This window comes from Exiguobacterium sp. SH0S1, from assembly GCF_004337165.1.
GTDB classification, from domain to species: Bacteria; Bacillota; Bacilli; order Exiguobacteriales; family Exiguobacteriaceae; genus Exiguobacterium; species Exiguobacterium aurantiacum_A.
The window spans coordinates 1-20,651 of the sequence record NZ_SJVC01000005.1 but is presented as its reverse complement, the minus strand read 5'-3'; the positions used below and the strand labels follow the sequence as shown (position 1 = coordinate 20,651).

General features: G+C 54.4%; 21 protein-coding genes, 2 riboswitches and 2 other annotated features. Of the genes, 13 read left to right on the top strand and 8 right to left on the bottom strand.

Annotation, left to right across the window (positions count from 1 at the left end; genetic code table 11):
- Nucleotides 1-19: 19 nt before the first annotated feature.
- Complete coding sequence (locus EVJ20_RS11780; protein ID WP_370252057.1) at nt 20-1,387, bottom strand: amino acid permease; 1,368 nt, start codon at nt 1,385-1,387, stop codon at nt 20-22.
- A gap of 189 nt (nt 1,388-1,576) precedes the next feature.
- Nucleotides 1,577-1,807 (top strand) — a binding site (T-box leader).
- A gap of 55 nt (nt 1,808-1,862) precedes the next feature.
- Nucleotides 1,863-2,088: a binding site (T-box leader), on the top strand.
- A gap of 56 nt (nt 2,089-2,144) precedes the next feature.
- Between EVJ20_RS11780 and trpD the strand changes: the two genes are divergently transcribed.
- The 5 genes from trpD to trpA are packed head-to-tail and all read left to right on the top strand — an operon-like array spanning nt 2,145 to nt 6,370.
- A complete protein-coding gene (gene trpD / locus EVJ20_RS11775; protein WP_070329136.1) occupies nt 2,145-3,134 on the top strand; it encodes an anthranilate phosphoribosyltransferase in 990 nt (329 codons plus the stop codon).
- A complete protein-coding gene (gene trpC, locus EVJ20_RS11770; protein WP_131508280.1) occupies nt 3,131-3,892 on the top strand; it encodes an indole-3-glycerol phosphate synthase TrpC in 762 nt (253 codons plus the stop codon). The genes trpD and trpC overlap by 4 nt, the downstream gene beginning before the upstream one ends.
- Nucleotides 3,868-4,440 (top strand): phosphoribosylanthranilate isomerase, encoded by a 573-nt coding sequence (locus EVJ20_RS11765; RefSeq protein WP_131508278.1) that lies wholly within the window; start codon nt 3,868-3,870, stop codon nt 4,438-4,440. Before trpC ends, EVJ20_RS11765 begins: the two co-directional genes overlap by 25 nt.
- Nucleotides 4,422-5,606: a tryptophan synthase subunit beta gene (gene trpB, locus EVJ20_RS11760; protein WP_016508329.1), complete on the top strand. Its 1,185-nt coding sequence runs from the start codon at nt 4,422-4,424 to the stop codon at nt 5,604-5,606. Before EVJ20_RS11765 ends, trpB begins: the two co-directional genes overlap by 19 nt.
- The gene (gene trpA, locus EVJ20_RS11755; protein ID WP_131439350.1) at nt 5,603-6,370 is read left to right on the top strand and encodes a tryptophan synthase subunit alpha; all 768 of its coding nucleotides are present in this window, start codon (nt 5,603-5,605) and stop codon (nt 6,368-6,370) included. The genes trpB and trpA overlap by 4 nt, the downstream gene beginning before the upstream one ends.
- 36 nt (nt 6,371-6,406) lie before the next feature.
- Here the strand turns inward: trpA and EVJ20_RS11750 are convergent, their stop codons facing one another.
- Nucleotides 6,407-7,903, bottom strand: coding sequence for a potassium/proton antiporter (locus tag EVJ20_RS11750; RefSeq protein ID WP_131464728.1), 1,497 nt, complete (start codon nt 7,901-7,903; stop codon nt 6,407-6,409).
- A 154-nt stretch (nt 7,904-8,057) separates the two neighbouring features.
- On the opposite strand from EVJ20_RS11750, the gene EVJ20_RS11745 reads away from it, so the two are divergent.
- Nucleotides 8,058-8,993, top strand: coding sequence for an ATP-grasp domain-containing protein (locus EVJ20_RS11745; RefSeq protein ID WP_131508276.1), 936 nt, complete (start codon nt 8,058-8,060; stop codon nt 8,991-8,993).
- A 228-nt stretch (nt 8,994-9,221) separates the two neighbouring features.
- On the opposite strand, the gene hemQ is transcribed toward EVJ20_RS11745, so the two are convergent.
- Nucleotides 9,222-9,995 (bottom strand): hydrogen peroxide-dependent heme synthase, encoded by a 774-nt coding sequence (hemQ, locus tag EVJ20_RS11740; RefSeq protein WP_131490282.1) that lies wholly within the window; start codon nt 9,993-9,995, stop codon nt 9,222-9,224.
- 337 nt (nt 9,996-10,332) lie between these two features.
- Here hemQ and pta point away from each other — a divergent pair, with 337 nt between their 5' ends.
- From pta to EVJ20_RS15180, 4 genes are all read left to right on the top strand, one after another.
- Nucleotides 10,333-11,322 (top strand): phosphate acetyltransferase, encoded by a 990-nt coding sequence (gene pta, locus EVJ20_RS11735; RefSeq protein WP_070329128.1) that lies wholly within the window; start codon nt 10,333-10,335, stop codon nt 11,320-11,322.
- Between the two features lie 77 nt (nt 11,323-11,399).
- Complete coding sequence (locus EVJ20_RS11730) at nt 11,400-12,119, top strand: DUF2711 family protein (RefSeq protein WP_131490281.1); 720 nt, start codon at nt 11,400-11,402, stop codon at nt 12,117-12,119.
- Nucleotides 12,120-12,154: 35 nt separating this feature from the next.
- A complete protein-coding gene (locus EVJ20_RS11725) occupies nt 12,155-12,454 on the top strand; it encodes a rhodanese-like domain-containing protein (RefSeq protein WP_016508292.1) in 300 nt (99 codons plus the stop codon).
- Nucleotides 12,451-12,618, top strand: coding sequence for a hypothetical protein (locus tag EVJ20_RS15180; protein ID WP_161567604.1), 168 nt, complete (start codon nt 12,451-12,453; stop codon nt 12,616-12,618). Before EVJ20_RS11725 ends, EVJ20_RS15180 begins: the two co-directional genes overlap by 4 nt.
- 38 nt (nt 12,619-12,656) lie before the next feature.
- Here the strand turns inward: EVJ20_RS15180 and folE2 are convergent, their stop codons facing one another.
- The gene (folE2, locus tag EVJ20_RS11720) at nt 12,657-13,565 is read right to left on the bottom strand and encodes a GTP cyclohydrolase FolE2 (RefSeq protein ID WP_016508342.1); all 909 of its coding nucleotides are present in this window, start codon (nt 13,563-13,565) and stop codon (nt 12,657-12,659) included.
- A 252-nt stretch (nt 13,566-13,817) separates the two neighbouring features.
- Here folE2 and EVJ20_RS11715 point away from each other — a divergent pair, with 252 nt between their 5' ends.
- The gene (locus EVJ20_RS11715) at nt 13,818-14,648 is read left to right on the top strand and encodes a TerC family protein (RefSeq protein ID WP_131458846.1); all 831 of its coding nucleotides are present in this window, start codon (nt 13,818-13,820) and stop codon (nt 14,646-14,648) included.
- A 43-nt stretch (nt 14,649-14,691) separates the two neighbouring features.
- Here the strand turns inward: EVJ20_RS11715 and EVJ20_RS11710 are convergent, their stop codons facing one another.
- From EVJ20_RS11710 to EVJ20_RS11695, 4 genes are read right to left on the bottom strand one after another with little or no spacing between them, the layout of a single operon-like run.
- The gene (locus EVJ20_RS11710; RefSeq protein ID WP_131508274.1) at nt 14,692-15,225 is read right to left on the bottom strand and encodes a cupin domain-containing protein; all 534 of its coding nucleotides are present in this window, start codon (nt 15,223-15,225) and stop codon (nt 14,692-14,694) included.
- Nucleotides 15,226-15,238: 13 nt separating this feature from the next.
- Entirely contained in the window at nt 15,239-15,856 is a 618-nt protein-coding gene (locus EVJ20_RS11705) for a methylthioribulose 1-phosphate dehydratase (protein ID WP_131464717.1), read from the bottom strand.
- Nucleotides 15,853-16,503, bottom strand: a complete 651-nt coding sequence (locus tag EVJ20_RS11700; protein ID WP_131464715.1) for a 2-hydroxy-3-keto-5-methylthiopentenyl-1-phosphate phosphatase — start codon at nt 16,501-16,503, stop codon at nt 15,853-15,855. Before EVJ20_RS11700 ends, EVJ20_RS11705 begins: the two co-directional genes overlap by 4 nt.
- Nucleotides 16,500-17,654: a 2,3-diketo-5-methylthiopentyl-1-phosphate enolase gene (locus tag EVJ20_RS11695; protein ID WP_131508272.1), complete on the bottom strand. Its 1,155-nt coding sequence runs from the start codon at nt 17,652-17,654 to the stop codon at nt 16,500-16,502. Before EVJ20_RS11695 ends, EVJ20_RS11700 begins: the two co-directional genes overlap by 4 nt.
- 71 nt (nt 17,655-17,725) lie before the next feature.
- A riboswitch (SAM riboswitch) is annotated at nt 17,726-17,828 on the bottom strand.
- A 205-nt stretch (nt 17,829-18,033) separates the two neighbouring features.
- Nucleotides 18,034-18,136: riboswitch (SAM riboswitch) on the top strand.
- Nucleotides 18,137-18,217: 81 nt separating this feature from the next.
- On the opposite strand from EVJ20_RS11695, the gene mtnK reads away from it, so the two are divergent.
- Nucleotides 18,218-19,372 carry an S-methyl-5-thioribose kinase gene (gene mtnK / locus EVJ20_RS11690; protein WP_131508270.1) on the top strand — a complete coding sequence of 385 codons (1,155 nt, stop codon included), beginning with the start codon at nt 18,218-18,220 and terminating at the stop codon, nt 19,370-19,372.
- Nucleotides 19,369-20,403 (top strand): S-methyl-5-thioribose-1-phosphate isomerase, encoded by a 1,035-nt coding sequence (gene mtnA / locus EVJ20_RS11685; protein WP_131508268.1) that lies wholly within the window; start codon nt 19,369-19,371, stop codon nt 20,401-20,403. Before mtnK ends, mtnA begins: the two co-directional genes overlap by 4 nt.
- Nucleotides 20,404-20,651: the final 248 nt, after the last annotated feature.

The window sequence follows — 20,651 nt, the reverse complement described above, 5'->3', positions numbered from 1 at the left end:
TTGCGGATAGGCACTATTTTTAGTTAGCTTGCTCGATGTCGTCTTGTTTTGTGTCAGTCTTACGGAATCGCTCGCGAACGAGATAGATGATCGTTAAGCCGACCAACCATGGGATCCCGAACTTGAGCAAGATGTTGAAATCGGTAAACCATGTCGTGATCATTAAGCTGAGCAGCAGCCCGGCACCTAGGAGCGGTAAGAACGGATAGCCGATCATACGGACAGGGAGTTTACGCCCCGTCCACTTTTTGCGGAAGAATAAGTGTGAGACGAAGACCATGAACCATGTGAAGATCGCCCCGAACATCGAGATGCCCATGAGGAACGGATACGACGTCTCCATGAACACTTGAAGCAATGCCGCGAGGACGATTCCGCCTGTCGAAACGAACAAGGCAGGCATCGGAATCCCGCTGGTGCTTACTTTTTTGAAGATACGCGGTGCGTCGCCAGCTTCTGCGAGTGAGTACATCATGCGCGTCGAGGCATACAATTGCGCGTTCATCGCCGACAAGGCGGCGACCAAGATGACGAAGTTCAAAATGCTAGCCGCGCCAGGCACGTCAAACTGCTGCATGACGAGGACGAACGGGCTTTGATCGATACCAGCCTGCTGCCATGGGATGAGCATGAGCATGATGGCGATCGTGATCAAATAGAAGAACGTCAAGCGGAAAACGGTCGCCCGCAGCGCCTTCGGTACGGCGCGGTCCGGGTCTTTCGCCTCGCCGGCCGTGACGGCGACGAGCTCTGTCCCGAGGAAACTGAAGAGCGAGATGAAAATTGTCACCCACATGCCGTAAAATCCGAAAGCGAAGAACCCTTCATTTCCGGTCGTGATCGATTCGATTGGTGAGCCCGGTTGGCCGAACAGTGCGGCCGCACCGAGGACGATGAAAAGAATGATGGCAGTGACTTTGATGAATGATAACCAGTATTCGGTTGTCCCGAACGTATGGACGTGCCGAGCGTTGACGTAGATGAGCAATCCGCCGAACACGGCGACCCAGACGAATCCGTTCACATCCGGGAACCAGTAGCGCATGTAAATCGCGATTGCGCTCACTTCGACCCCGATTGCGAGGACGTTGGCGATCCAGTACGAGTAACGGACCAAGAAGCCGGCGAGCGGATGGACATAACGCTCGGCGATTGTGCCGAACGAGCCTGAAGTCGGATGAGCGACGGTCATCTCGGCGAGACAACCCATGAGCAAGAGGACGATAAACGCCCCGATGGCGTAACTGACGAGCACGCTCGGTCCTGCCGTTTGGATGGCGAGGCCGCTTCCGAGGAAGAGGCCCGTTCCGATGGCGCTGCCAAGCGAGATCATCGTGAGCTGTCGGGTCGACAGTTCACGTTTTAGTTTACTAGTTTCCAAAGTCAAATCTCCTTTAGTTGAGTGAAGTGTTGTTGGGGACGACTATAGCAGACAAAAAAATCACGTGTCAACTTGCGACGTTCTGAAACATGCGGTCGATTCGTCCGCACTTATAGAAGCAAAGTTTTTTTGCACACTTTTGTTTGACAGGATGAATCGGGAACGGTATAGTACGAGTTAACTTAACTGAAACGAACAAAGGCGTCGACGAAGAGAAGTAACGACGGTCCCCGCATGACAGAGAGCTGATGGTTGGTGTGAATCAGTATGTGGGACGTCGCGAATGGACTTCCGAGCTCTAAACCGAAATTTTTAGTAGGCTTTAGCGGGTTACCCACCGTTATCACGGGGAAGCGGATGATTGTCCGTGAAGCGGGTTCTATATGAACCAACGAAGGTGGCACCACGGGGTTACTCGTCCTTCTCATAGCGTGAGCTGTGAGTTGGACCGAGTGACCCTTTTTTGTTTTTCAAATTGAATCTTAAATCGATGATTGAGAAGAGTAGCGTGAAGAAGTCTCGTACAGAGAGTCAGGGGTGGTGGGATCCTGACCGAGACCGTCACGTGAATGGGCTCATGAGAGCACGGCTGAATGTTAGTAGGCCGTGACGGCTTCCACCGTTATCAGGATACGATGTGATAGCATCGGAAAGTGGGATCGATTGATCCAACGAGAGGTGGCACCGCGGTCCATACCGTCCTCCATACGACAGACGTCGTATGGAGTTTTTTTATACCCAAATCGCTTAAGGAGGAACGGACATGTTAACACGACTACTGACGAACCAAGTGACGACGACCGAGATGAAACAGGCGGCTTCCGAGTTGTTTCAAGCTGATGAAACGCAAATCACCGAGGTGCTTCTCGCATTGAAAGCACGCGGCGAGACGGCCGAAGAGATGGCGGGGCTGGCCGATTATATCCGTGAGGCGGCGACGTTCCCGGAGACGACGCTCCCTGTGCTCGACGTTTGTGGGACCGGCGGTGATGGAGCGAACACGTTCAACATTAGTTCGACCGTCGCGTTCGTTCTCGCCGGACTTGGTATCCCGGTCGCGAAACATGGGAATCGGAGCGTGTCGAGCCGGTCGGGTAGCGCCGATGTGCTCGAGGCGTTGAATATCCCGATCGTCCAAAGTGCTGACGACGTGTTAGCTGAACTTGAGCGGACGAACTTGAGCTTCTTGTTCGCCCAACATGTCCACCCGATTATGAAACATGTCATGCCGGTGCGAAAACGGCTCGGGACGGCGACGATCTTCAATCAAATCGGTCCGCTGACGAACCCGCTCAAGCCGAGACGGCAATTGATCGGCGTCTACCATCCAGACTTGATTGAGAAGATGGCTACGGCGATGCGCCATCTCGGAGTCGAACGGGGCATGGTCGTCCATGGGGCCGGCGGACTCGATGAGGCGAGCCTCGTTGGTGCGAACGAGGTACTCTTCTTTGACGGAGAGCAGACGGCACGATATCAAGTCGACCCGCGAGACGTCGGGTTGATGCGGGCACCGCTGTCGGCGCTACAAGGTGGTACACCCGAAGAGAATGCGAAGACGCTCGTCGCCGTTTTGAACGGCGCGGCAGGACCGGCGCGTGACGTCGTCTTGTTGAATGCGGCACTCGCGTTATGCACATACGGCGCCGTCAAGACGTTACGTGAAGGTGTGGCCGAGGCGAGCCGGAGCATCGACGAGGGCCACGCCGCCCGCGTCCTTAAGCAACTACAAAAAACGGAGGTGGGCGCATGAGCTACTTGACGAAAATTATTGGGACGAAAATCGAAGAGGTCAATCAGATGCAAGACGTCACGGTCACGGCGACAGAGCCGATCTCGTTACAGCGGCTGGTCGCGGACGGGTTTCATATCATCGCGGAAATTAAGCGGGCGTCCCCATCAAAAGGCGTGATTCGAGCCGAACTGGATGTGGGCGAGCGGGCTCAGGTTTACGAACGGGCCGGTGCGACGATGATCTCGGTGCTGACGGATACGACGTACTTTAACGGATCGTTCGATGACTTACGCAAAGTCGCTGACGCCGTCGATATCCCGGTCCTGTGTAAAGACTTCATCATCGATGAACGGCAGCTCGACCGGGCGAAAACGGCCGGCGCGAGCGCGGCGTTGTTGATCGTCGCGGCGCTACATCCGACTCGTCTGCACGCGTTGAAGCAACACGCACGCCTGATCGGCCTCGACGTGCTCGTCGAAGTGCACGATGAAGCCGAGCTCCAGACGGCGCTCGAACTTGAGGACGTGCTGATCGGCATCAACAACCGGAACTTGAAGACGTTCGACGTATCGCTTGAGACATCGATTGAATTGATGAAGCGTTATCCGAACGTGGCGTTCGTCAGTGAGAGCGGAGTCAGCACCGGCGAATCAGCGAGCCGACTGCGAGACGCGGGAGCCAAAGCCATTCTCGTCGGAGAGGCGCTTATGCGACAGGATGACCCGACGGCGTTGATTGAGGAGCTGAAGACGTGTTCGTTAAAATATGTGGATTAAAAACAGAAGCAAGCGTGACGGCGGCGGTTGAAGCCGGGGCCGATGCGATCGGCTTCGTGTTCGCGAACAGCTCACGCCAAGTCGATGTGACGACGGCGAAACGGCTACGGCAGTTGATCCCGAATCACGTCCGTGTCGTCGGAGTGTTCCTCGACCCGACGCTTGAGGAGGTCGAGACGGCGATCACGTGTGGATTGACGGATATCCAACTGCACCGGCGCACGTTGCCGCTTGAGACGTTCCGACAGTTCAATCTGCCGATCATCGAAGCGAGTAGCAAGACAGAGGCAGATATCGTCTTACTGGATGCACCGACGCCCGGAAGCGGGGAGACGCTCGACTGGTCACAGTTGGAACGCCCCAAGCGAACGTTCTGGCTCGCCGGTGGTTTGACGGCCGACAACGTGAGACAAGCGATGCATGACGTACGGCCTGACGGGGTCGACGTCTCAAGCGGTGTCGAGACAGATGGAGAGAAAGATATCGATAAAATTCGCACGTTCATCAGACGTGCCAAGGAGGAAACACCATGTACACACAACCAGTGAACGGAAAGTTTGGCCCGTACGGAGGAAAGTATATACCGGAAACACTCATGCAAGCAGTTGAAGAACTCGAGGTGGCTTATGAGGAAGCGAAGTTAGATCCTGAATTTCAAGAACGCTTCGACGAGTTGCTCAGCGAATACGTCGGACGGGAGACGCCGCTCTACTATGCGGAGAACATGAGTCGACGCCTCGGGACGAACGTCTACTTAAAACGTGAGGATTTGAACCATACAGGTGCCCACAAGATCAACAACACGATCGGGCAGGCGCTTCTCGCCAAGCGGATGGGGAAACAGAAAATTGTCGCCGAGACCGGTGCCGGACAACATGGTGTGGCGACGGCGACGGTGTGCGCGCTGCTCAACTTAGAATGTACGATTTTCATGGGTGAGGTCGATGTCGAGCGGCAAGAGTTGAACGTGTTTCGGATGGAACTGCTCGGGGCGACGGTCATTCCGGTCAAGTCAGGCAGCCGAACATTGAAAGATGCGGTCAACGAGGCGTTACGCTACTGGGTCAAACACGTTGACGATACGCACTACGTCATGGGCTCTGTACTTGGACCACACCCATTCCCGACGATGGTACGTGACTTCCAAAGTGTGATCGGAACAGAGACGCGGCGTCAAATTTTAGATAAGACCGGACGCTTGCCGGATGCCGTCATCGCTTGCGTCGGTGGTGGCAGCAACGCCATGGGGATGTTCTACCCGTTCTTGAATGACGAGGATGTCGCCTTGTACGGTGTCGAGGCAGCAGGAAGCGGCGTCGATACGGACAAGCATGCGGCGACGCTCACGAAAGGTGAGGTCGGCGTGCTCCACGGCTCGCTCATGTACGTGCTCCAAGATGGGGCCGGGCAAATCCAAGAAGCGCACTCGATCTCGGCCGGCCTCGATTATCCTGGGGTCGGACCAGAACATAGTTTCTTGAAAGACATCGAGCGTGTCCGTTACGCGGCGGTCACCGATGAGGCAGCGTTAGAGGCATGTATGTCACTCAGTCGACATGAGGGCATCATTCCGGCACTCGAGTCGTCACATGCGCTCGCCTATGCCGAGACGCTCGCCGCGACGATGGACGAGGACGATTTGCTCGTCATCTGTCTGTCAGGCCGAGGCGATAAAGATGTGCATACGATTCGAGAAAGGGTGGGACGGAAATGAGCTTAGAGACAGCGATTCGAAATAGAGACGGGGCAGCGTTCGTCCCTTACATCATGGCCGGAGACGGCGGACTCGATCAACTCATTCCGACGATCGAGCGGCTTGAAGCGATGGGCGCGACGGCGATCGAGCTCGGGATCCCGTTCTCAGATCCGGTAGCGGACGGGCCGATCATCGAGGCGGCGGGGATGCGTGCTCTCGCGAACGGCGTGACGCTCTCTAGTGTGTTGGATTATTTAATAGAAGGAACTGAGCGTTTCTCAGTCCCGATCGTCCTCATGACATACTTGAATCCGGTGTTCCGGTTCGGAATCCAACCGTTCTTCGACCGTGCGGCCGCATGCGGCGTCAGCGGTGTCATCATCCCCGATTTGCCGTTCGAAGAGAGCCTCGAACTATTCGCAGGGATCGAACGGAACGGGGTCGCGGTCGTCCCGCTCGTCACATTGACGAGTAACAAACAACGAATCGACACGATCTTAAGTCAGGCCGAGGGGTTCGTCTACGCGGTGACGCTCAAAGGGACGACCGGAAAAGTCGACGCGTTCCCGGACGAACTGCTCGCCCATTTGCGCTCGTTGACAGAACGGTCTCCGGTCCCGGTACTCGCCGGATTCGGTGTCCATCGGGAAGACCAAGTACAAGCGCTCGGTGAGGCGTGTGACGGGGTCGTCGTCGGCAGTTTCATCGTCGAGGCGCTCCACGCCGGACGCGAGCAAGACGTCGCCGATTTGATCGCAGCGGCGCGTCGAGTCAAAGCATAGAACAAGGACCGTGCCTCGGGCACGGTCCTTGTTCGTTCATAGCTCGACGCGTTCAAGCCCGTCTTCGCCGAACTTGCGATCGAGTTGGTCGTGACGATACGTCGAGGCGAGGACGTACAATAAGTCGCCCGGCTCAATTTTCGTTTGACCCGTAGGCGGGATGAGGTAGTCTTTGCGGACGATCGCATTGACGACCGTGTTCGGCGGTAACGTGATGTCGGCGAGCGTGCGTCCGATCATCGATGACGTTTCTGTCGCCACATACGGAACGAGCTGATGCTGCGACTGTTTACTCGACACGAGCGCGATCGTATACGGTGAGCGAATCTTATCCGGCCCGAGCAGGTTCAGTCTGGCCGCAAGCGGTGTGAGCGTCGTTCCTTGAATCAACGCGCTCGTCACGACGACGAAGAAGACGGCGTTGAAGATGAGTTGGCTGTTGTCGATCCCGGCGATGAGCGGAAACGTCGCTAGCACGATCGGGACCGCTCCTTTTAGGCCGGCCCAGGAGATGAACAGTTTTTCCTTATGCGTGAACGGCATCGCGATCGTCGATAAGTAAACGGCGATCGGACGGGCGACGAACATGAGGAAAAATGAAATCAACAGCCCTTTCCAAATGAGTTCTGGGTCGAACAGTTGTTTCGGATAGACGAGAAGCCCGAGGATGACGAACATGATAATTTGCATGATCCAAGCGAGCGCCTCCGAAAATTGGACGATGGTCACTTCGTGGGCGGTGTGGGCGTTCCCGACGATCATCGCGGCAAGATAGACGGCAAGCAAGCCGCTGCCGGCGAAATAGGCGGCCACTCCATACGTCATGAACGCCATCGAAATCATGAGGACGGCGTGCAGGCCGCTCGACTCAAGGCGCAAGTGATTGAGCATGAGCCGTGACAGGTTCCCGAGCATGTACCCGGCGAACGCCCCGACGATGATCTGGAGGATGAACATCCCAATGCCGTCCCAAATCGTCGTGTCCGGTTTCAACATGAAGTCAAGAGCGAGGATTGTCAAAAACATCGCCATCGGGTCATTCGTGCCGGACTCGGCTTCGAGTGTCGCGCCGACTTTCGGCGCGATATTCTTTCCTTTAAAGGCGGCGAATACGGCGGCAGCATCGGTCGAGCCGATGATGGCACCGAATAGGAAAGACTCAATCCAGTCAAAACCGAATACGAAACGAACGGCTACGGCGACGAATCCGGCCGTCAATAAGACCCCGATCGTCGCGAGCGAGGCGGACGGAGCGAGGACACTCCGAATCGAGGCCCATTTCGTCTGCAGACCACCTTCGAACAAAATAACGATCAGAGCGGAGATTCCGATCATCTGGGCAAGGTTCGAGTCATCGAAGAAGATTAAGCCGGTGACGTCACTGCCCATGACCATGCCGATCCCCATGAACAGAATCAACGCAGGAAGGCCAAAACGGGTGGACACGCGCGTGGCCAAAACTCCCGCGACGAGGAGGAGACCGAACAAGAGGATTGAAACGTCTGTACTTAAAATAGGTGCAGTCAAACACATCACTTCCCTTTGAAATTGTCACTTTTCACATAGATTATTAAGTTCATTATACCATGAAACCGTTATGAAATAAGAATGAACGTATCGTCAATTATGCTAATTGGAATAGTCGGATATCGGTGTGGTACATTAGGAGTATCAAAGGGGGATTCATATGGCTAAAATTCACGTCTTGCATGAAAATAATGAGTGGACGGACCATCTCGTCAAACGGCTCGAGGAGTTATCGCTTCCATATGAACTGTGGCATTTAGATGAAGGAATCATCGATATTGAAGCGACGCCGCCAGATGGTGTGTTCTATAACCGGATGAGTGCGTCGTCACATACGCGCGGGCATCGCTACGCGCCAGAGCTGACGGAAGGGGTACTTGCCTGGCTCGAGGCGAACGGACGGACCGTCTTCAACGGGACACGGGCGATTCGCCTCGAAGTGAGCAAGGTCAACCAGTATACGGCGCTTCGTCAAGAAGGGATCCGTGTGCCGAGGACGATCGCTGCCGTCGGAAAAAAACAAATCATCGAGGCGGCCGAGAAGCTTGGCATGAGCCCATTCATCACGAAGCATAACCGGGCCGGTAAAGGGCTTGGCGTGCAGCTGTTCCATTCGATTGAGGCGTTGAAAGGGTATGTGTACGGACCGGCGTTCGAGGACTCGGTCGATGGCATCACGCTCATCCAACAATATATCGAAGCGCCGAAACCGTTCATCACGCGCTGTGAATTTATCGGCGGAAAGTTCCTCTACGCGGTACGGGTCGACACGTCGGAAGGGTTCGAACTATGCCCGGCGGATGCGTGCTCGATTGAAGACCAATTCTGCCCGGTCGGCGAGACGCCGCCGGCCAAATTTGAAATCGTCGACGGGTTTGCCGATCCGATCATCGATCAACTAGAAGCGTTCTTGGTAAAAAATAATATCGCAGTCGCGGGGATCGAGATTATCGAAGACCGTGACGGTAACGTCTATGCGTACGACGTCAACACGAATACGAACTATAACTCGGACGCGGAAGCGAAGGCAGGTCAATACGGCATGCTTGAATTAGCGACGTGCCTTGGCGACGCGCTTCACGCGAAGACAAAATAAGGGTCAGGCTTTCGCCTGACCCTTTCGCTGTGTATGTTGTAATTGTTGTTCAAATCGAATTTGGACTAGCTCTGCTGTCGGGGTCATTCGTTCAATGAACGAATCTAAACGTTTTGCAGTGTCTCGATCTGATTCCTTGAACACGCGCATCGTTGTTCACCTCATTGATCATTGTTGTAAGTGCCTCTACAACGATGTTTCCCGAGGGGGTCGATGCGTAAACCTCAATCAACCGAGGAATGTGCCGAGTTCTTCTTTTGGAAGGATGTTTCCGACGTAGAAGTCACCAAACTCCCCATATTTGGCGCTGACTTCATCGAAACGCATCTCGTAAACAATCTTCTTAAATTGGAGCGAGTCTTCCGCGAAGAGCGTGACGCCCCATTCCCAGCCGTCAAATCCGGTCGATCCGCCGATGAACTGCTGGATCTTGCCGGCATAGCTGCGGCCGATCATGCTGTGACGGTACATGAGGTCTTTCCGCTCGTCCATCGACAGCGTATACCAGTTGTCCTCGTCACGGCGCGCCTTGCTCATCGGATAGAAGCAGATGTGGGCTGCTTTCGGCAACGTCGGGTACAAGCGCGAGCGGATGTGCGGGTTCTCGTATGGATCTCCGTCACCAGAGCCACGGTACATGCCGAGCTCGATGACCGAGACGTAAGAGTACGATGGGATCATATAGTCGTACAGTTTCGTCTTACGAAGGGCGAGTTCGACTTGCTCGAGTTCTTTGAACGTCGGACGAAGGACCATGAGGACGACGTCCGCTTTTTGACCGAGGATTGAATAGAAGGCGTGACTGCCTTCTCCGCGTGTTTCGACGTCTTCAAGCGAGGCGAGGAAGGCGACGAACTCCTCAATCATTTCTTGACGCGCCTCTTTGTCGACTGCTTTTAGGCGTGTCCAATCGATCGAGCGGAAATCATGGAGCGTATACCAACCGTCTAATGTGGCGGCTGCGTGCTGTGTTTCGGTTGTCGGTGCTGGACGTTCTGACATGAAAAAACTCCTTTCAAGACTTGGCTTCGCTGTTTATTTTACCACAGACACTTTACCGCCTGGCAAATTTGGCGCTGTCTGTGAGGGTAATCACAATCGAGACCGGGGAAAGGAAAAAGCGGACACAGAAATGTAAACGGCTTCACAGCAACCTGTATCAGTCATAAATACATAACTGTTCTATTCATATAATGACTGATTTCAAGCGATTTATGACGATATGGGCAGAATAGTTTATTTTAAAAAAAGGACTGTGTATAATAAAACACGCATACGGACAATTGTGTCCTAAAGAGAAAACATAGATATCTTCCAATCGAAAAGGAGTTCACTTACCATGAAATTATTTGACACGTTGAAGCAAAAAGTCAGCCCGATTCGTCCGACCATCGTCTTAGCAGAAGGCGTCGATGAGCGCGTCCTTGGAGCTGCAGTCCGTTTAAAAAATGACGGCATGGTCAACCCAATCGTCGTCGGTCCGAAAGCGGACATCGATGCAGTCGCAGCGAAACACGGCTTTGATATCTCGAACTTGACACAGTACGACCCAGCGACATACGAAGATATCGACACGCTCGTCGAATCGTTCGTCGAACGCCGTAAAGGCAAAGCGACGGCTGAACAAGCTCGTGAATTGTTGTCGTCAGATGTGAACTACTTCGGTACGATGCTCGTCCACACGGGCAAAGCGGAAGGTCTCGTCTCGGGTGCGATGCATGCGACGGCCGACACGGTCCGTCCGGCACTTCAAATCATCAAGATGCAAGAAGGCATCAAAAAGACGTCAGGTGTATTCATCATGGTACGTGACGATGAGCAATACGTCTTCTCGGACTGTGCGATCAACATCGCACCGGATGCGGCCGACCTTGCCGAGAACGCCTACTTGTCAGCGTTGACGGCGAAGACGTTCGGCATCGAGCCGCAAGTCGCGCTCCTCAGCTTCTCGACGAAAGGTTCGGCGAAGTCGCCTGAAACCGAGAAAGTCATCGAAGCGACGCGTCTCGCCAAAGAGAAAGCGCCAAACCTTCCAATCGATGGTGAGCTTCAGTTCGACGCAGCGTTCGTCCCGAGCGTGGCAGCGAAGAAAGCACCGGGCTCTGACGTCGCCGGTAACGCCAACGTGTTCGTCTTCCCGAGCCTCGAAGCCGGGAACATTGGCTACAAGATGGTTCAACGTTTCGGCGGATTCGAAGCGATCGGACCAATCTTGCAAGGTCTCAACAAGCCAGTCAACGACTTGTCGCGTGGCTGTAATGAAGAAGACGTCTATAAATTGACGCTCATCACAGCGGCACAAGCGATTGACGAGCGCAACGAAGCGTAAGTCAGAAGCATCTTCCCACAGCGGAGGATGCTTTTTTTGATGCGTAGTTGTAAACTATTGGAAAAGGAGGCGGTCACATGGAGGAGATTGAGGGAGCCATCACTTTACCGGAAGGACATCGCTACGCCATGTTCGGCGGTGGAGATGATTTTCCGATTAAAACTTACTATGAGGGCGTGTTTGAAGAAGTGTTCGTCGCGTACCATCCGTTTCTCGGACCGATAGAAGATCCTAAAGCAATTGACCGATATGTCGAGATGAACAAAAACGAAGTGGAACAGCATTTTCGTGCCGTCGCATGGGAAGATATGCGCCGCCAACTTGGTTTTGAAGACGTCAAACGTATCGATCACGCACTCCGAACGATGATTGGGGCGTTGAAACCGCATGCCGAAGATAAAGAAGGCGCAAATCGAATCATCGAATTTTGCGAGCGCGAGAATTTACTCCCACCTGGCGAAGGCGAGCTGTCTGATTTCTTAAAGAATCGGGTATTAAGGGCGCTTCTGGAGACGGGAGAAGAATGGATATGGAGCGGCGACGAGTTTTGTACGGAGCGCCATCTTATCAACATTCGAGAAGTTCTTGCAGCCGATACATGGGACATGAATCATCGCACGTTTTTCGGCTATCAGCATGATTGGCTCATCGTACCGCCATGGGATAGCCACTTCACTTTATTTTGCGGCAGTCAGTCTTGGGTAAGTGACATGGTCGAACGTTGTGGTCTGAAAGGTTTCTACTGCGATGACGAGACGACCATCAATTGGAGTTTGTCCGACACGAAACTGAGGTAAACTAGTAGGGGATAACAATTTAAGGGGGAAACAGCATGCAAAGCATCCATGCAACCGAATTACGTGAAAAGCTTGAGAACGGGGAGTCGCTCCACATCATCGACGTGCGCGAACAAGACGAGTACGACGCGGGCCATATCCCGAACGTGCCGCTCTATCCGCTGTCTGAATTCCCGGGCGTGACCGAGAAGCTCGCGCAAGACAACGTCTATCACGTCATCTGTCGCTCGGGCGGACGCAGCCAGACGGCGTGCGACTATTTGGAATCGGAAGGGTTCAAAGTCGTCAACGTCGAGGGCGGCATGCTCGCTTGGGACGGTGACGTCGAAGCGTGATGCTCGACAATCCGTGGGTCGTCATTCCGCTCTTGATCGTCCTCTATTTGACGGTGTACGCGTTCGTGAAGCGTCTCGACTGGAACAGATGGCGCACCATCTGGGCGGTGTGGATCGTCCTGATCGTCCTTTTGTTGACGATCCGCCTCATACAAAGTGTGTAAAAAAACGAGTGAAGCCAAGTACATGGCTTCACTCGTTTTTAGTTGTCACGTTTATCGAACGTGATTGACGCGATCGCGTCGTGCTGGTGGATCGACTCTTCGTTTCGGCATTCGACGAAGAAGTTGACGACTTGTTTCATCTCGTACAAGTCGGCTGCAATCAAGCGGACCATATCTTCTACGAAACGTGGGTTTTCGTAAGCGATTTCTGTAGCCCGTTTCTCATCCGGACGTTTTAAGACCGGGTGAAGTGGTGCCGATGCGTTCGACTCCGCCGCATCGAGCAATGCGAGTCTCCAGTCGAAGCCGTCGAGCGACGCTTCGTCAAGACCGGCTTCGATTGTGATGTAGCCGCGCTGGTTATGGGCGCTGTATTCGCTGATCTCTTTTGAACATGGGCATAGCGTTGTCACGTTGATGACGAGGCCGACCGTCACGCTCGCCATACCTGTCTCGAGGTTGTATGTCACGTTGTGCATGACGTCGGCGTTCATAAGACCGCTGAGGCCCGTCGCCGGTGCTTTTCGGCTGAAGAACCATGGGTAGCGGACCGTCAATTGACCTTCCGTTTGTTCCATGCGCTCGGCGAGTTCTTGGGCGAACTCGATGAGCGAGCGGTTTGATAACGTCCAGCCTTGCGTATGGTACGCGTCGAGCTGTTCCGTCAAGCGGGACATGTTGATGCCTTTCCGATCTTGGACGAGTGATGTCGTTAATTCAAACGTTGCGACCGTCGCTTGGATGCCGTCTGGAGTTTCGATGTTGACGGGATGTTTGACGTTCGAGATCCCGACGCTGTCGAGTGCGAACAAGAAGTTCTTAGGTGTATTTTGAAGATCGACCATTTTATCTTTTTCTGTCGGTTTCGTACCTTTGACCGGCGGGACCGAGCCGAATAGTTTATGTCGTTCTGCTTTAGTAGGTAAAGCGACATGGCTTGTAGACATAATCGGATTCTCCTTTTTTAAGAGGGCAAATGACCGCCACTCGTTCTTGTTAGGATTTTATCACGAAATGGATACAAACTGGGTATCATTTTGCTTCGCGAACGTGCTTTGAACCTGCTCCGCGGAAAAAACTTCAGACATTGAATAAAAGAAGATTGATTTAATTTGCGCACGGGAATAAAATGTTCCTGTGAACTTAAAAATAGATCACTTTTAAATATGAAGGAACACAAACAAAAAGGGGATGTTTTAATGGATTGGCAGTTAATCCTGCAGTACGCCTGGATCATCGTCGTACTCGTCGGTCTTGAAGGGCTACTATCTGCAGACAACGCGCTCGTGTTGGCCGTCATGGTCAAGCACTTGCCGCGGACAGAACAGAAGAAAGCGCTATTCTACGGTTTATTAGGAGCGTTCGTCTTCCGCTTCATCGCATTATTCTTAATCTCGTTCTTAATCAACGTCTGGCAAGTCCAAGCACTCGGTGCCCTTTACTTGATCGGGATGAGCGCGCGACATCTATATATGACGTATAAGGCGCGCAAGATGGATCCAAGACAAGACCTCGCTGCCGAGGCGAAAGAAGAGACGGCAATTACCGAGAAGCCGGTCACGAAAAAAGAGTTTTGGTGGACGGTCGTAAAAGTCGAGTTCGCCGACATCGCTTTCGCGGTCGACTCGATCTTGGCAGCGGTCGCACTCGCAGTCAGCTTGCCGCCGCTCGGTCTTGGAGAGATCGGTGGAATCGACTCAGGTCAATTCTTCGTCGTCTTGACGGGTGGACTCATCGGGGTCATCTTGATGCGATTCGCGGCCCGCGTCTTCGTGAAGTTGCTGCATCAACGTCCGACACTGGAGACGGCCGCCTTCCTCATCGTCGGCTGGGTCGGTGTGAAGTTGACGGTACTCGTCCTCGAACACCCTGGCTTCAAGGAATTGATTGCCGGTACACCGTTCGCGTTCATGGGTCTTCCAGACGGTTTCGTCCACTCGTTAGGTTGGACACTGTTCTTCTGGTCGGTCATGGTTGGGATTGCTGTTTGGGGTTGGTTCTCTTCCAAACCGACAGCGGTCAAGCATTAAAAAAAATCCTGTCTTTCGCGTATGCGGAAGGCAGGATTTTTTGTTAGGCAGTCACGTCTTGCTTCTCGTAGATCGGCACCCAGCCTTCTGTTGTCACGAAGATGCGGACGGCGACGACTTGGCGGTCGTCTTGGAGCGTGAAGTAGTGGCGCGTGTTCACCGGGACCGAAATCAAATCGCCCGGATTGAGTTCGATGTTGAAGTAGCCACGTTCGGCGTCGTCGATGGCGAAGATGCCGTGCCCGCTGACGATGAAGCGGACCTCGTCGTCCGTATGATGGTGTTCCTTTTGGAAGTTGACAAGCAGTTCGTCCAAGTTCGGTGTCGCGTCAGACAGCGAGATGACGTCGGCCGTTTGATAGCCGCGGCGCTCCGACACGTCTTGAATCTCGTCACGGAACGTTGCGAGGATGGCTTGCTTGTCGTCGGCCGTCAGTTCGTAGTTTTCTTGAAGCGCGATCGGAAGTTTAGCGATGTCCCACTGCTCATACAGAATACCGCGCGATTCTAAAAATACGTTCACTTCAGATTGGTCGACGAGACGTTCTTCGGTTTGTTGGAAATAGACAGTTGCCATAGATAGTTCCTCCTTATGAATGGACGCCTAAGGCGCGTAGTTTTAACGTGTAGCTGAACAAAAATTCGTATGCTTCTAAATAACGTTTCGCCGCAGCCGGCGTCTCGCCCCAGACCGTGATGCCGTGATTACGGATGAGGACGGCACCGGCGCTTGAATGGACGTGAGGCGCGAAGGCGGCCGCGAGCGTCGGGATGTCGGCATGATTGTCGATGATTGGGACCCGGACGACCGCGTCCTCTTCCCAATACCCGAGTGCCTTGATGATCTCTTGCCCCGTGAAGACGACCTCACCGTTCACGGCATGGAGCTCGGAGATGACGTTGTTGTCGACCGTATGTACGTGGAGTGAACACGCCGCCGCGGTCTTGTTGAACACCTCGACGTGTAACAGCGTCTCAGCGGACGGTTTACCAGTTTGTTCGCCAAGTAACCTGCCGGCCGCGTCTACGAGGACGAAATCGTCCGCGGTCCGTTTTCGTTTATCGCGTCCGCTCGCCGTGACGAGGAAGGTCAGCGGGTCGTCGGAGACACGAATCGCCAAATTGCCACTCGTTCCGGGGAACCAGTCGCGCGCGGCGAGTTCGTCTTTAATGTCGGCGAGTTCAAGCCAACGTGCGGTCACGCTCATACGTGCACCTCCTTCATGTGATGGGTGATGTCGTCGAACGTCTCGAACGGGGCGTAGGCGATGCCTTCTGCTTCACAGAGCGTGATGAGTTGCCCACGGGCGTAGACGAAATCGGCCCGTTTGGCGATCTCGAAGTCGGTCACCGAGTCACCGATGACGATCAAGCGATCAACGGGATCGACGATCGTCCGGGCGATTGTCGGTTTGCAGCAACCACAATCATTCGTGCAATGCGCGTCACAGGCGTAGGGCCAGTCGACGCGTACCGTCTCGCCTGAGAAGTCGGCGACGTTACAGTAGATGTGGTCCGGCGCGACGTGGTCTTGCAAGATCGGGTGTACGAAAAAGTCCATGCCGCCGCTGACGACGTCGAACTTCCAGCCATGTTCTCGGATCTCTTCCAAAAATGCTGGGAAACCTGGGCGCAAGGTGATGCGGTCCAGCAAGTAGTCACGGTACGCCGAAGCGTCAGCGCTCGGCAACAGCTGGAACATCTGCCCGACCCCGGAGCGGATCGAGATGTCTTGAGCGAGCACATCGTCTTTGAGCGCGTGCCATTCGGGCGGTGCGAACGCCCGCATCAAAGCGATGATGTTGTCCTCGGCCGTGATCGTCCCATCGAAGTCACACAAGATGTGAATCGTCATTGTTTTGACCACGCCTTTAACGCGGCCTCGAGCTCGTTCGTCTGGCTCGCCACGCCCAATACTTGCTCAATCGCTTGTCGGAACGCCCGGGCCCCGGCGGCCGCGCCGTCTGGGTGACCGTGGATGCCGCCGCCGGCGTTGATGACGACGTCTGTGCCGAAATCACGGATGATGTCCGGGACGAGCCCCGGATGGATACCGGCCGATGGGACCGGTAGAATCGGTTTCGTCCAGTGCGGCCGAGCACTGCCATCCCGAATCGTGAACGCCTCATCAGACGGTGTCGCAAGTGAACCGTATGGGGACGGGAACAGCGTCAAGTCGGCCCCCGCGAGGCGGATCAATTTTCCGAGCAAGAGCGAGTGGCTGATCGAGCCGGTCAAGGCCCCGGCGAACGCGGGGTGCGCCAAAATCGGGACGTTAATTGTTGGATCGCTCGCGAGTTCGCGGAGTGTGTCGAGCCCGTATGTATAGACGTTGAACAACAGTGCCGTCGCGCCCGCCTCGATCAAGCGGAGCGCTTGGTCACGCAGCCCGAACACCGGACCGCTGAGCGTGATGGCATAGAGCGAACGTTTCCCGGTCGTTTCGAACTGTTCTTGGATGACGGCCGCCCCGATTTTAGCTCGTTCAAGCGACGGAGTGAGCGGGTTGTCGTATAGGATTTCATCATCTTTGACGATGTCGATGCCGCCGGCGAGCTGGTCTCGAAGTTGCTGTTCTAAGAAGCGTAAATCACGGCCGATGATCCCTTTAAAGATGCTCATGACGAGCGGGCGATCATGTACGTCGAGCAACTCACGAACGCCTTGAACACCGAACTTTGCTCCGGGGAATTCAGATGCAAGCGTTTCGGGTAACGTTAAGTCGATCAAGCGTACCGAGTCATCGAGCGATAATTTCCCGAACGTCGTCGTCAAGATGGATGAGAAGTCGGGCGTGACGTTATGGAGCGGATAACGGATTGTGAAGCGGCTCGTTGTTTCCGTATGCGTCGTTGAGACGACCTCGCCCCGATACGCCTTTAATTGTTCTTGCTCTAGGTGAGGCAGTTCCGTCCACGTGCCGACGGTCAGTTCGAGGGCGATTTTCTCGGCGACAGTCGCGACGCGGTCCGTCCGGCTGATTTCATATGTGGCAGTAATACTCATGTTCGTTCCTCCTTCCGGTCAAACAAAAAATGACCCCATGCCGAGGCAAGAGGTCATCATAAAAAAATGAACTCTTATCTCTCAGCTTACGCTGCAAGAATTAGCACCGTGCCCAATCGGGTCGGTTGCTGCGACATCATCGGGCTTGTCCCCTCCGTCTGCTCTTGATAAGAATGTATTTTGAAGTTGTGAAATTTAATTGAATTTTGTCACACAATATCCGGTTCGTCAATTCCTTTTTTTGAGAAAAAAAGTTTGAGTTCGTTGTTACCATATATGCATAAAAAAAGTGACCGTTGCTCCAGCAAATTGCCGTTGACAAAGGTGGGGTCGAGTCCGTAATATTCATCACAACAAGTTCACACAATCGAATACGACACTCTTATCGCGAGTTGGCAGAGGGAATTGGCCCGATGATGCCGCAGCAACCGACCAGTAGGCACGGTGCTACATCCACCAGACATACGTCTGACAGATGAGAGGAACAACCGTTACGGCTGTGCCTCTTTCTCGCGGAGAAAGGGGCTTTTTTTGTGGGGAATATACCGAAAGGGGAAACAGACATGGCTTATCAACCATTTACAGAACAGACAGTCGTCGAGCACGTCAGAACGTTAGGGTTACTCGAAGATGGGGGCATCGCGCATTGCGAGGAGATCGGGGACGGCAACTTGAACCTCGTCTTCCGCATCCGTCAAGGCGAAACGAGCCTCATCGTCAAGCAGGCGCTACCGTATGCGAAAGTCGTCGGCGAGAGTTGGCCGCTCACACTTGAACGGGCGTGGATCGAGCAGCTCGCGTTGCGCGAATTCGCCAGCGTCGTCCCGCGTTTCGTCCCGGTCGTTCTCGGCAGTGACCGAACGCTCGCCTACACGATTTTAGAAGACTTGTCTGACTTTGATATCGTCCGGACGGGCTATTTGGAAGGGAAAACGTATCCTGAACTTGCCCGTCACATCGGTGAGTTTTTAGGACAGACGTTGTTTGAGACGTCCGACTATGCGGCCGGCCCGATTGAGAAGAAGCGGAAAGAACGGGATTATTACAACCCGGAACTATGCGATATCACTGAAAAACTGATCTTCACCGATCCGTACAAAGATGCCGAATCGAACAACATCGAAACCGCGCTCCGTCAGGACGTCGAAGCGCTTTGGCGTGACCAGAAATTGAAAGTGGAGGTCACGAAACTGAAAGTCGGTTTCGTCACGAAACACGACGCGCTCTTGCACGGGGACTTACATACAGGCAGCATCTTCGCGACGCAACAAGAGACGAAAGTCATCGATTCGGAGTTCGCTTTTTATGGACCGTTCGGCTTTGACATCGGGCAAATTGTCGCCCATTTGACGCTATCGACGTTCCATGACCCACTCAAACGGTTCGAGCGGTTCACCGACGTATTGACGGTATGGGAGACGTTTGAGAAGACGTTCCGGACGAAGTTTGAGACGGCGGTCGAACCGTTCAACACGGACGGGTTCGTCGATGAACTACTTCAAACCATCTTTAGCGACACGATTGGCTATGCCGGATGCGAACTGATTCGCCGCACCATCGGCCTCGCCGGAGTCAATGACCTCGAGACGTTACCGGAAACGGTCCGGCTCGAGCGGAAACGGGAAGCGCTCACGCTCGGCACGACGCTCATTAAACAGCGCCACGATATCCGTTCGATCGATGAATTAGTGACGCTGTTAGCGGGGGTACGCGTATGACAGTCCAAAACATTCGCTTCGAACCGTCCCGGGACGAGCTCGTCATTTTAGACCAAACGTTACTGCCCCATGAGGAGCGGTACGTGACGATCGCGACGCTCGAACAGGCGGAGCACGCCATCGAGACGTTACAAGTCCGAGGCGCGCCGGCCATCGCCTATTTCGGCGCATTCGTGCTCGCGAAAGAAGCGGTCCGGCTTCAAGATGACCCGGACTTCACACGCCGGCTCGACCTCGTCGGCCGTCGGTTGATCGCGACGCGACCGACGGCGGTCAATCTTCAAAACGTGATCGAGTCGCTTCTCGGATTCAACGTCGGAGACGACTTTGAAAGAATCGCGACTGACATCAAACATCGGGCCATCGCGCTGTTCGAGCGAGACGTCGACACGTATCGGGCCATCGGGGAGCATGCGCTCACGGTGCTGCCAGCAGGGGGGAACGTCTTAACGATCTGTAACGCCGGGGCGATCGCGACGTCGCGTTACGGGACTGCGCTCGCTCCGTTTTACGTCGGGAAAGAGCGAGGTATCGCGTTTAACGTCTTCGCTTGTGAGACGCGGCCGCTCCTCCAAGGGGCACGCCTGACCGTCTGGGAACTCGACCAGGCCGACATCGACGTCACGCTCATCACCGACAATATGGCCGCTTGGACGATTCAGGCGAAAGGGGTCGACGCCATCATCGTCGGCGCTGACCGCATCACACGGACGGGTCACGTCGCCAATAAGATTGGCACGCTTCAGCTCGCCGTCCTGGCTAAACATTACGGGATCCCGTTTTACGTCGCGGCCCCGCATTCGACGTTCGATTTGACGGCGGACGATGTGATTCAAATCGAGGAGCGGAGCGCGCTAGAAGTGACCCATATCGGCGGACAACCTACGGCGCCGGTCGGGATCACCGTCTTTAACCCGGCGTTTGACGTCACACCGCCTGAACTGATCACCGGACTCATCACCGAAGCGGGCGTGTTCGAGCCGAATGAAGCAGCGATCACACACCATGTAGGGGGAACGGTTCACGTGTGAAACAGCAGCTCCGTGCTTGCCCGAACGATGAAGTGTGACCGTCTTGGTATGAGACGGGAATGGCCAGATTTACTTAGTCGACAAAGGCACCGGGCAGCAGAAAAGCCCTCAGAATCTATCCGAGGGCACTGAAAAACTTCAAATAATTTTGAGCAGAGGAGCGTCATCCCGGATGGGATGGCGCTCCTCTGCTTTCATTTCCCTTCAAGCCGCCCTGTCCGGCACGCCGCTTTCCTGGGGGCGGTCAG

Bases quoted from the DNA above. Each gene is read 5' to 3' on its own strand.
- trpD (WP_070329136.1), top strand. From the start codon at position 2,145: ATGTTAACACGACTACTGACGAACCAAGTGACGACGACCGAGATGAAA.
- trpC (WP_131508280.1), top strand. From the start codon at position 3,131: ATGAGCTACTTGACGAAAATTATTGGGACGAAAATCGAAGAGGTCAAT.
- trpB (WP_016508329.1), top strand. From the start codon at position 4,422: ATGTACACACAACCAGTGAACGGAAAGTTTGGCCCGTACGGAGGAAAG.
- trpA (WP_131439350.1), top strand. From the start codon at position 5,603: ATGAGCTTAGAGACAGCGATTCGAAATAGAGACGGGGCAGCGTTCGTC.
- EVJ20_RS11750 (WP_131464728.1), bottom strand. From the start codon at position 7,903: ATGTGTTTGACTGCACCTATTTTAAGTACAGACGTTTCAATCCTCTTG.
- EVJ20_RS11745 (WP_131508276.1), top strand. From the start codon at position 8,058: ATGGCTAAAATTCACGTCTTGCATGAAAATAATGAGTGGACGGACCAT.
- hemQ (WP_131490282.1), bottom strand. From the start codon at position 9,995: ATGTCAGAACGTCCAGCACCGACAACCGAAACACAGCACGCAGCCGCC.
- pta (WP_070329128.1), top strand. From the start codon at position 10,333: ATGAAATTATTTGACACGTTGAAGCAAAAAGTCAGCCCGATTCGTCCG.
- EVJ20_RS11730 (WP_131490281.1), top strand. From the start codon at position 11,400: ATGGAGGAGATTGAGGGAGCCATCACTTTACCGGAAGGACATCGCTAC.
- EVJ20_RS11725 (WP_016508292.1), top strand. From the start codon at position 12,155: ATGCAAAGCATCCATGCAACCGAATTACGTGAAAAGCTTGAGAACGGG.
- folE2 (WP_016508342.1), bottom strand. From the start codon at position 13,565: ATGTCTACAAGCCATGTCGCTTTACCTACTAAAGCAGAACGACATAAA.
- EVJ20_RS11715 (WP_131458846.1), top strand. From the start codon at position 13,818: ATGGATTGGCAGTTAATCCTGCAGTACGCCTGGATCATCGTCGTACTC.
- EVJ20_RS11710 (WP_131508274.1), bottom strand. From the start codon at position 15,225: ATGGCAACTGTCTATTTCCAACAAACCGAAGAACGTCTCGTCGACCAA.
- EVJ20_RS11705 (WP_131464717.1), bottom strand. From the start codon at position 15,856: ATGAGCGTGACCGCACGTTGGCTTGAACTCGCCGACATTAAAGACGAA.
- EVJ20_RS11700 (WP_131464715.1), bottom strand. From the start codon at position 16,503: ATGACGATTCACATCTTGTGTGACTTCGATGGGACGATCACGGCCGAG.
- EVJ20_RS11695 (WP_131508272.1), bottom strand. From the start codon at position 17,654: ATGAGTATTACTGCCACATATGAAATCAGCCGGACGGACCGCGTCGCG.
- mtnK (WP_131508270.1), top strand. From the start codon at position 18,218: ATGGCTTATCAACCATTTACAGAACAGACAGTCGTCGAGCACGTCAGA.
- mtnA (WP_131508268.1), top strand. From the start codon at position 19,369: ATGACAGTCCAAAACATTCGCTTCGAACCGTCCCGGGACGAGCTCGTC.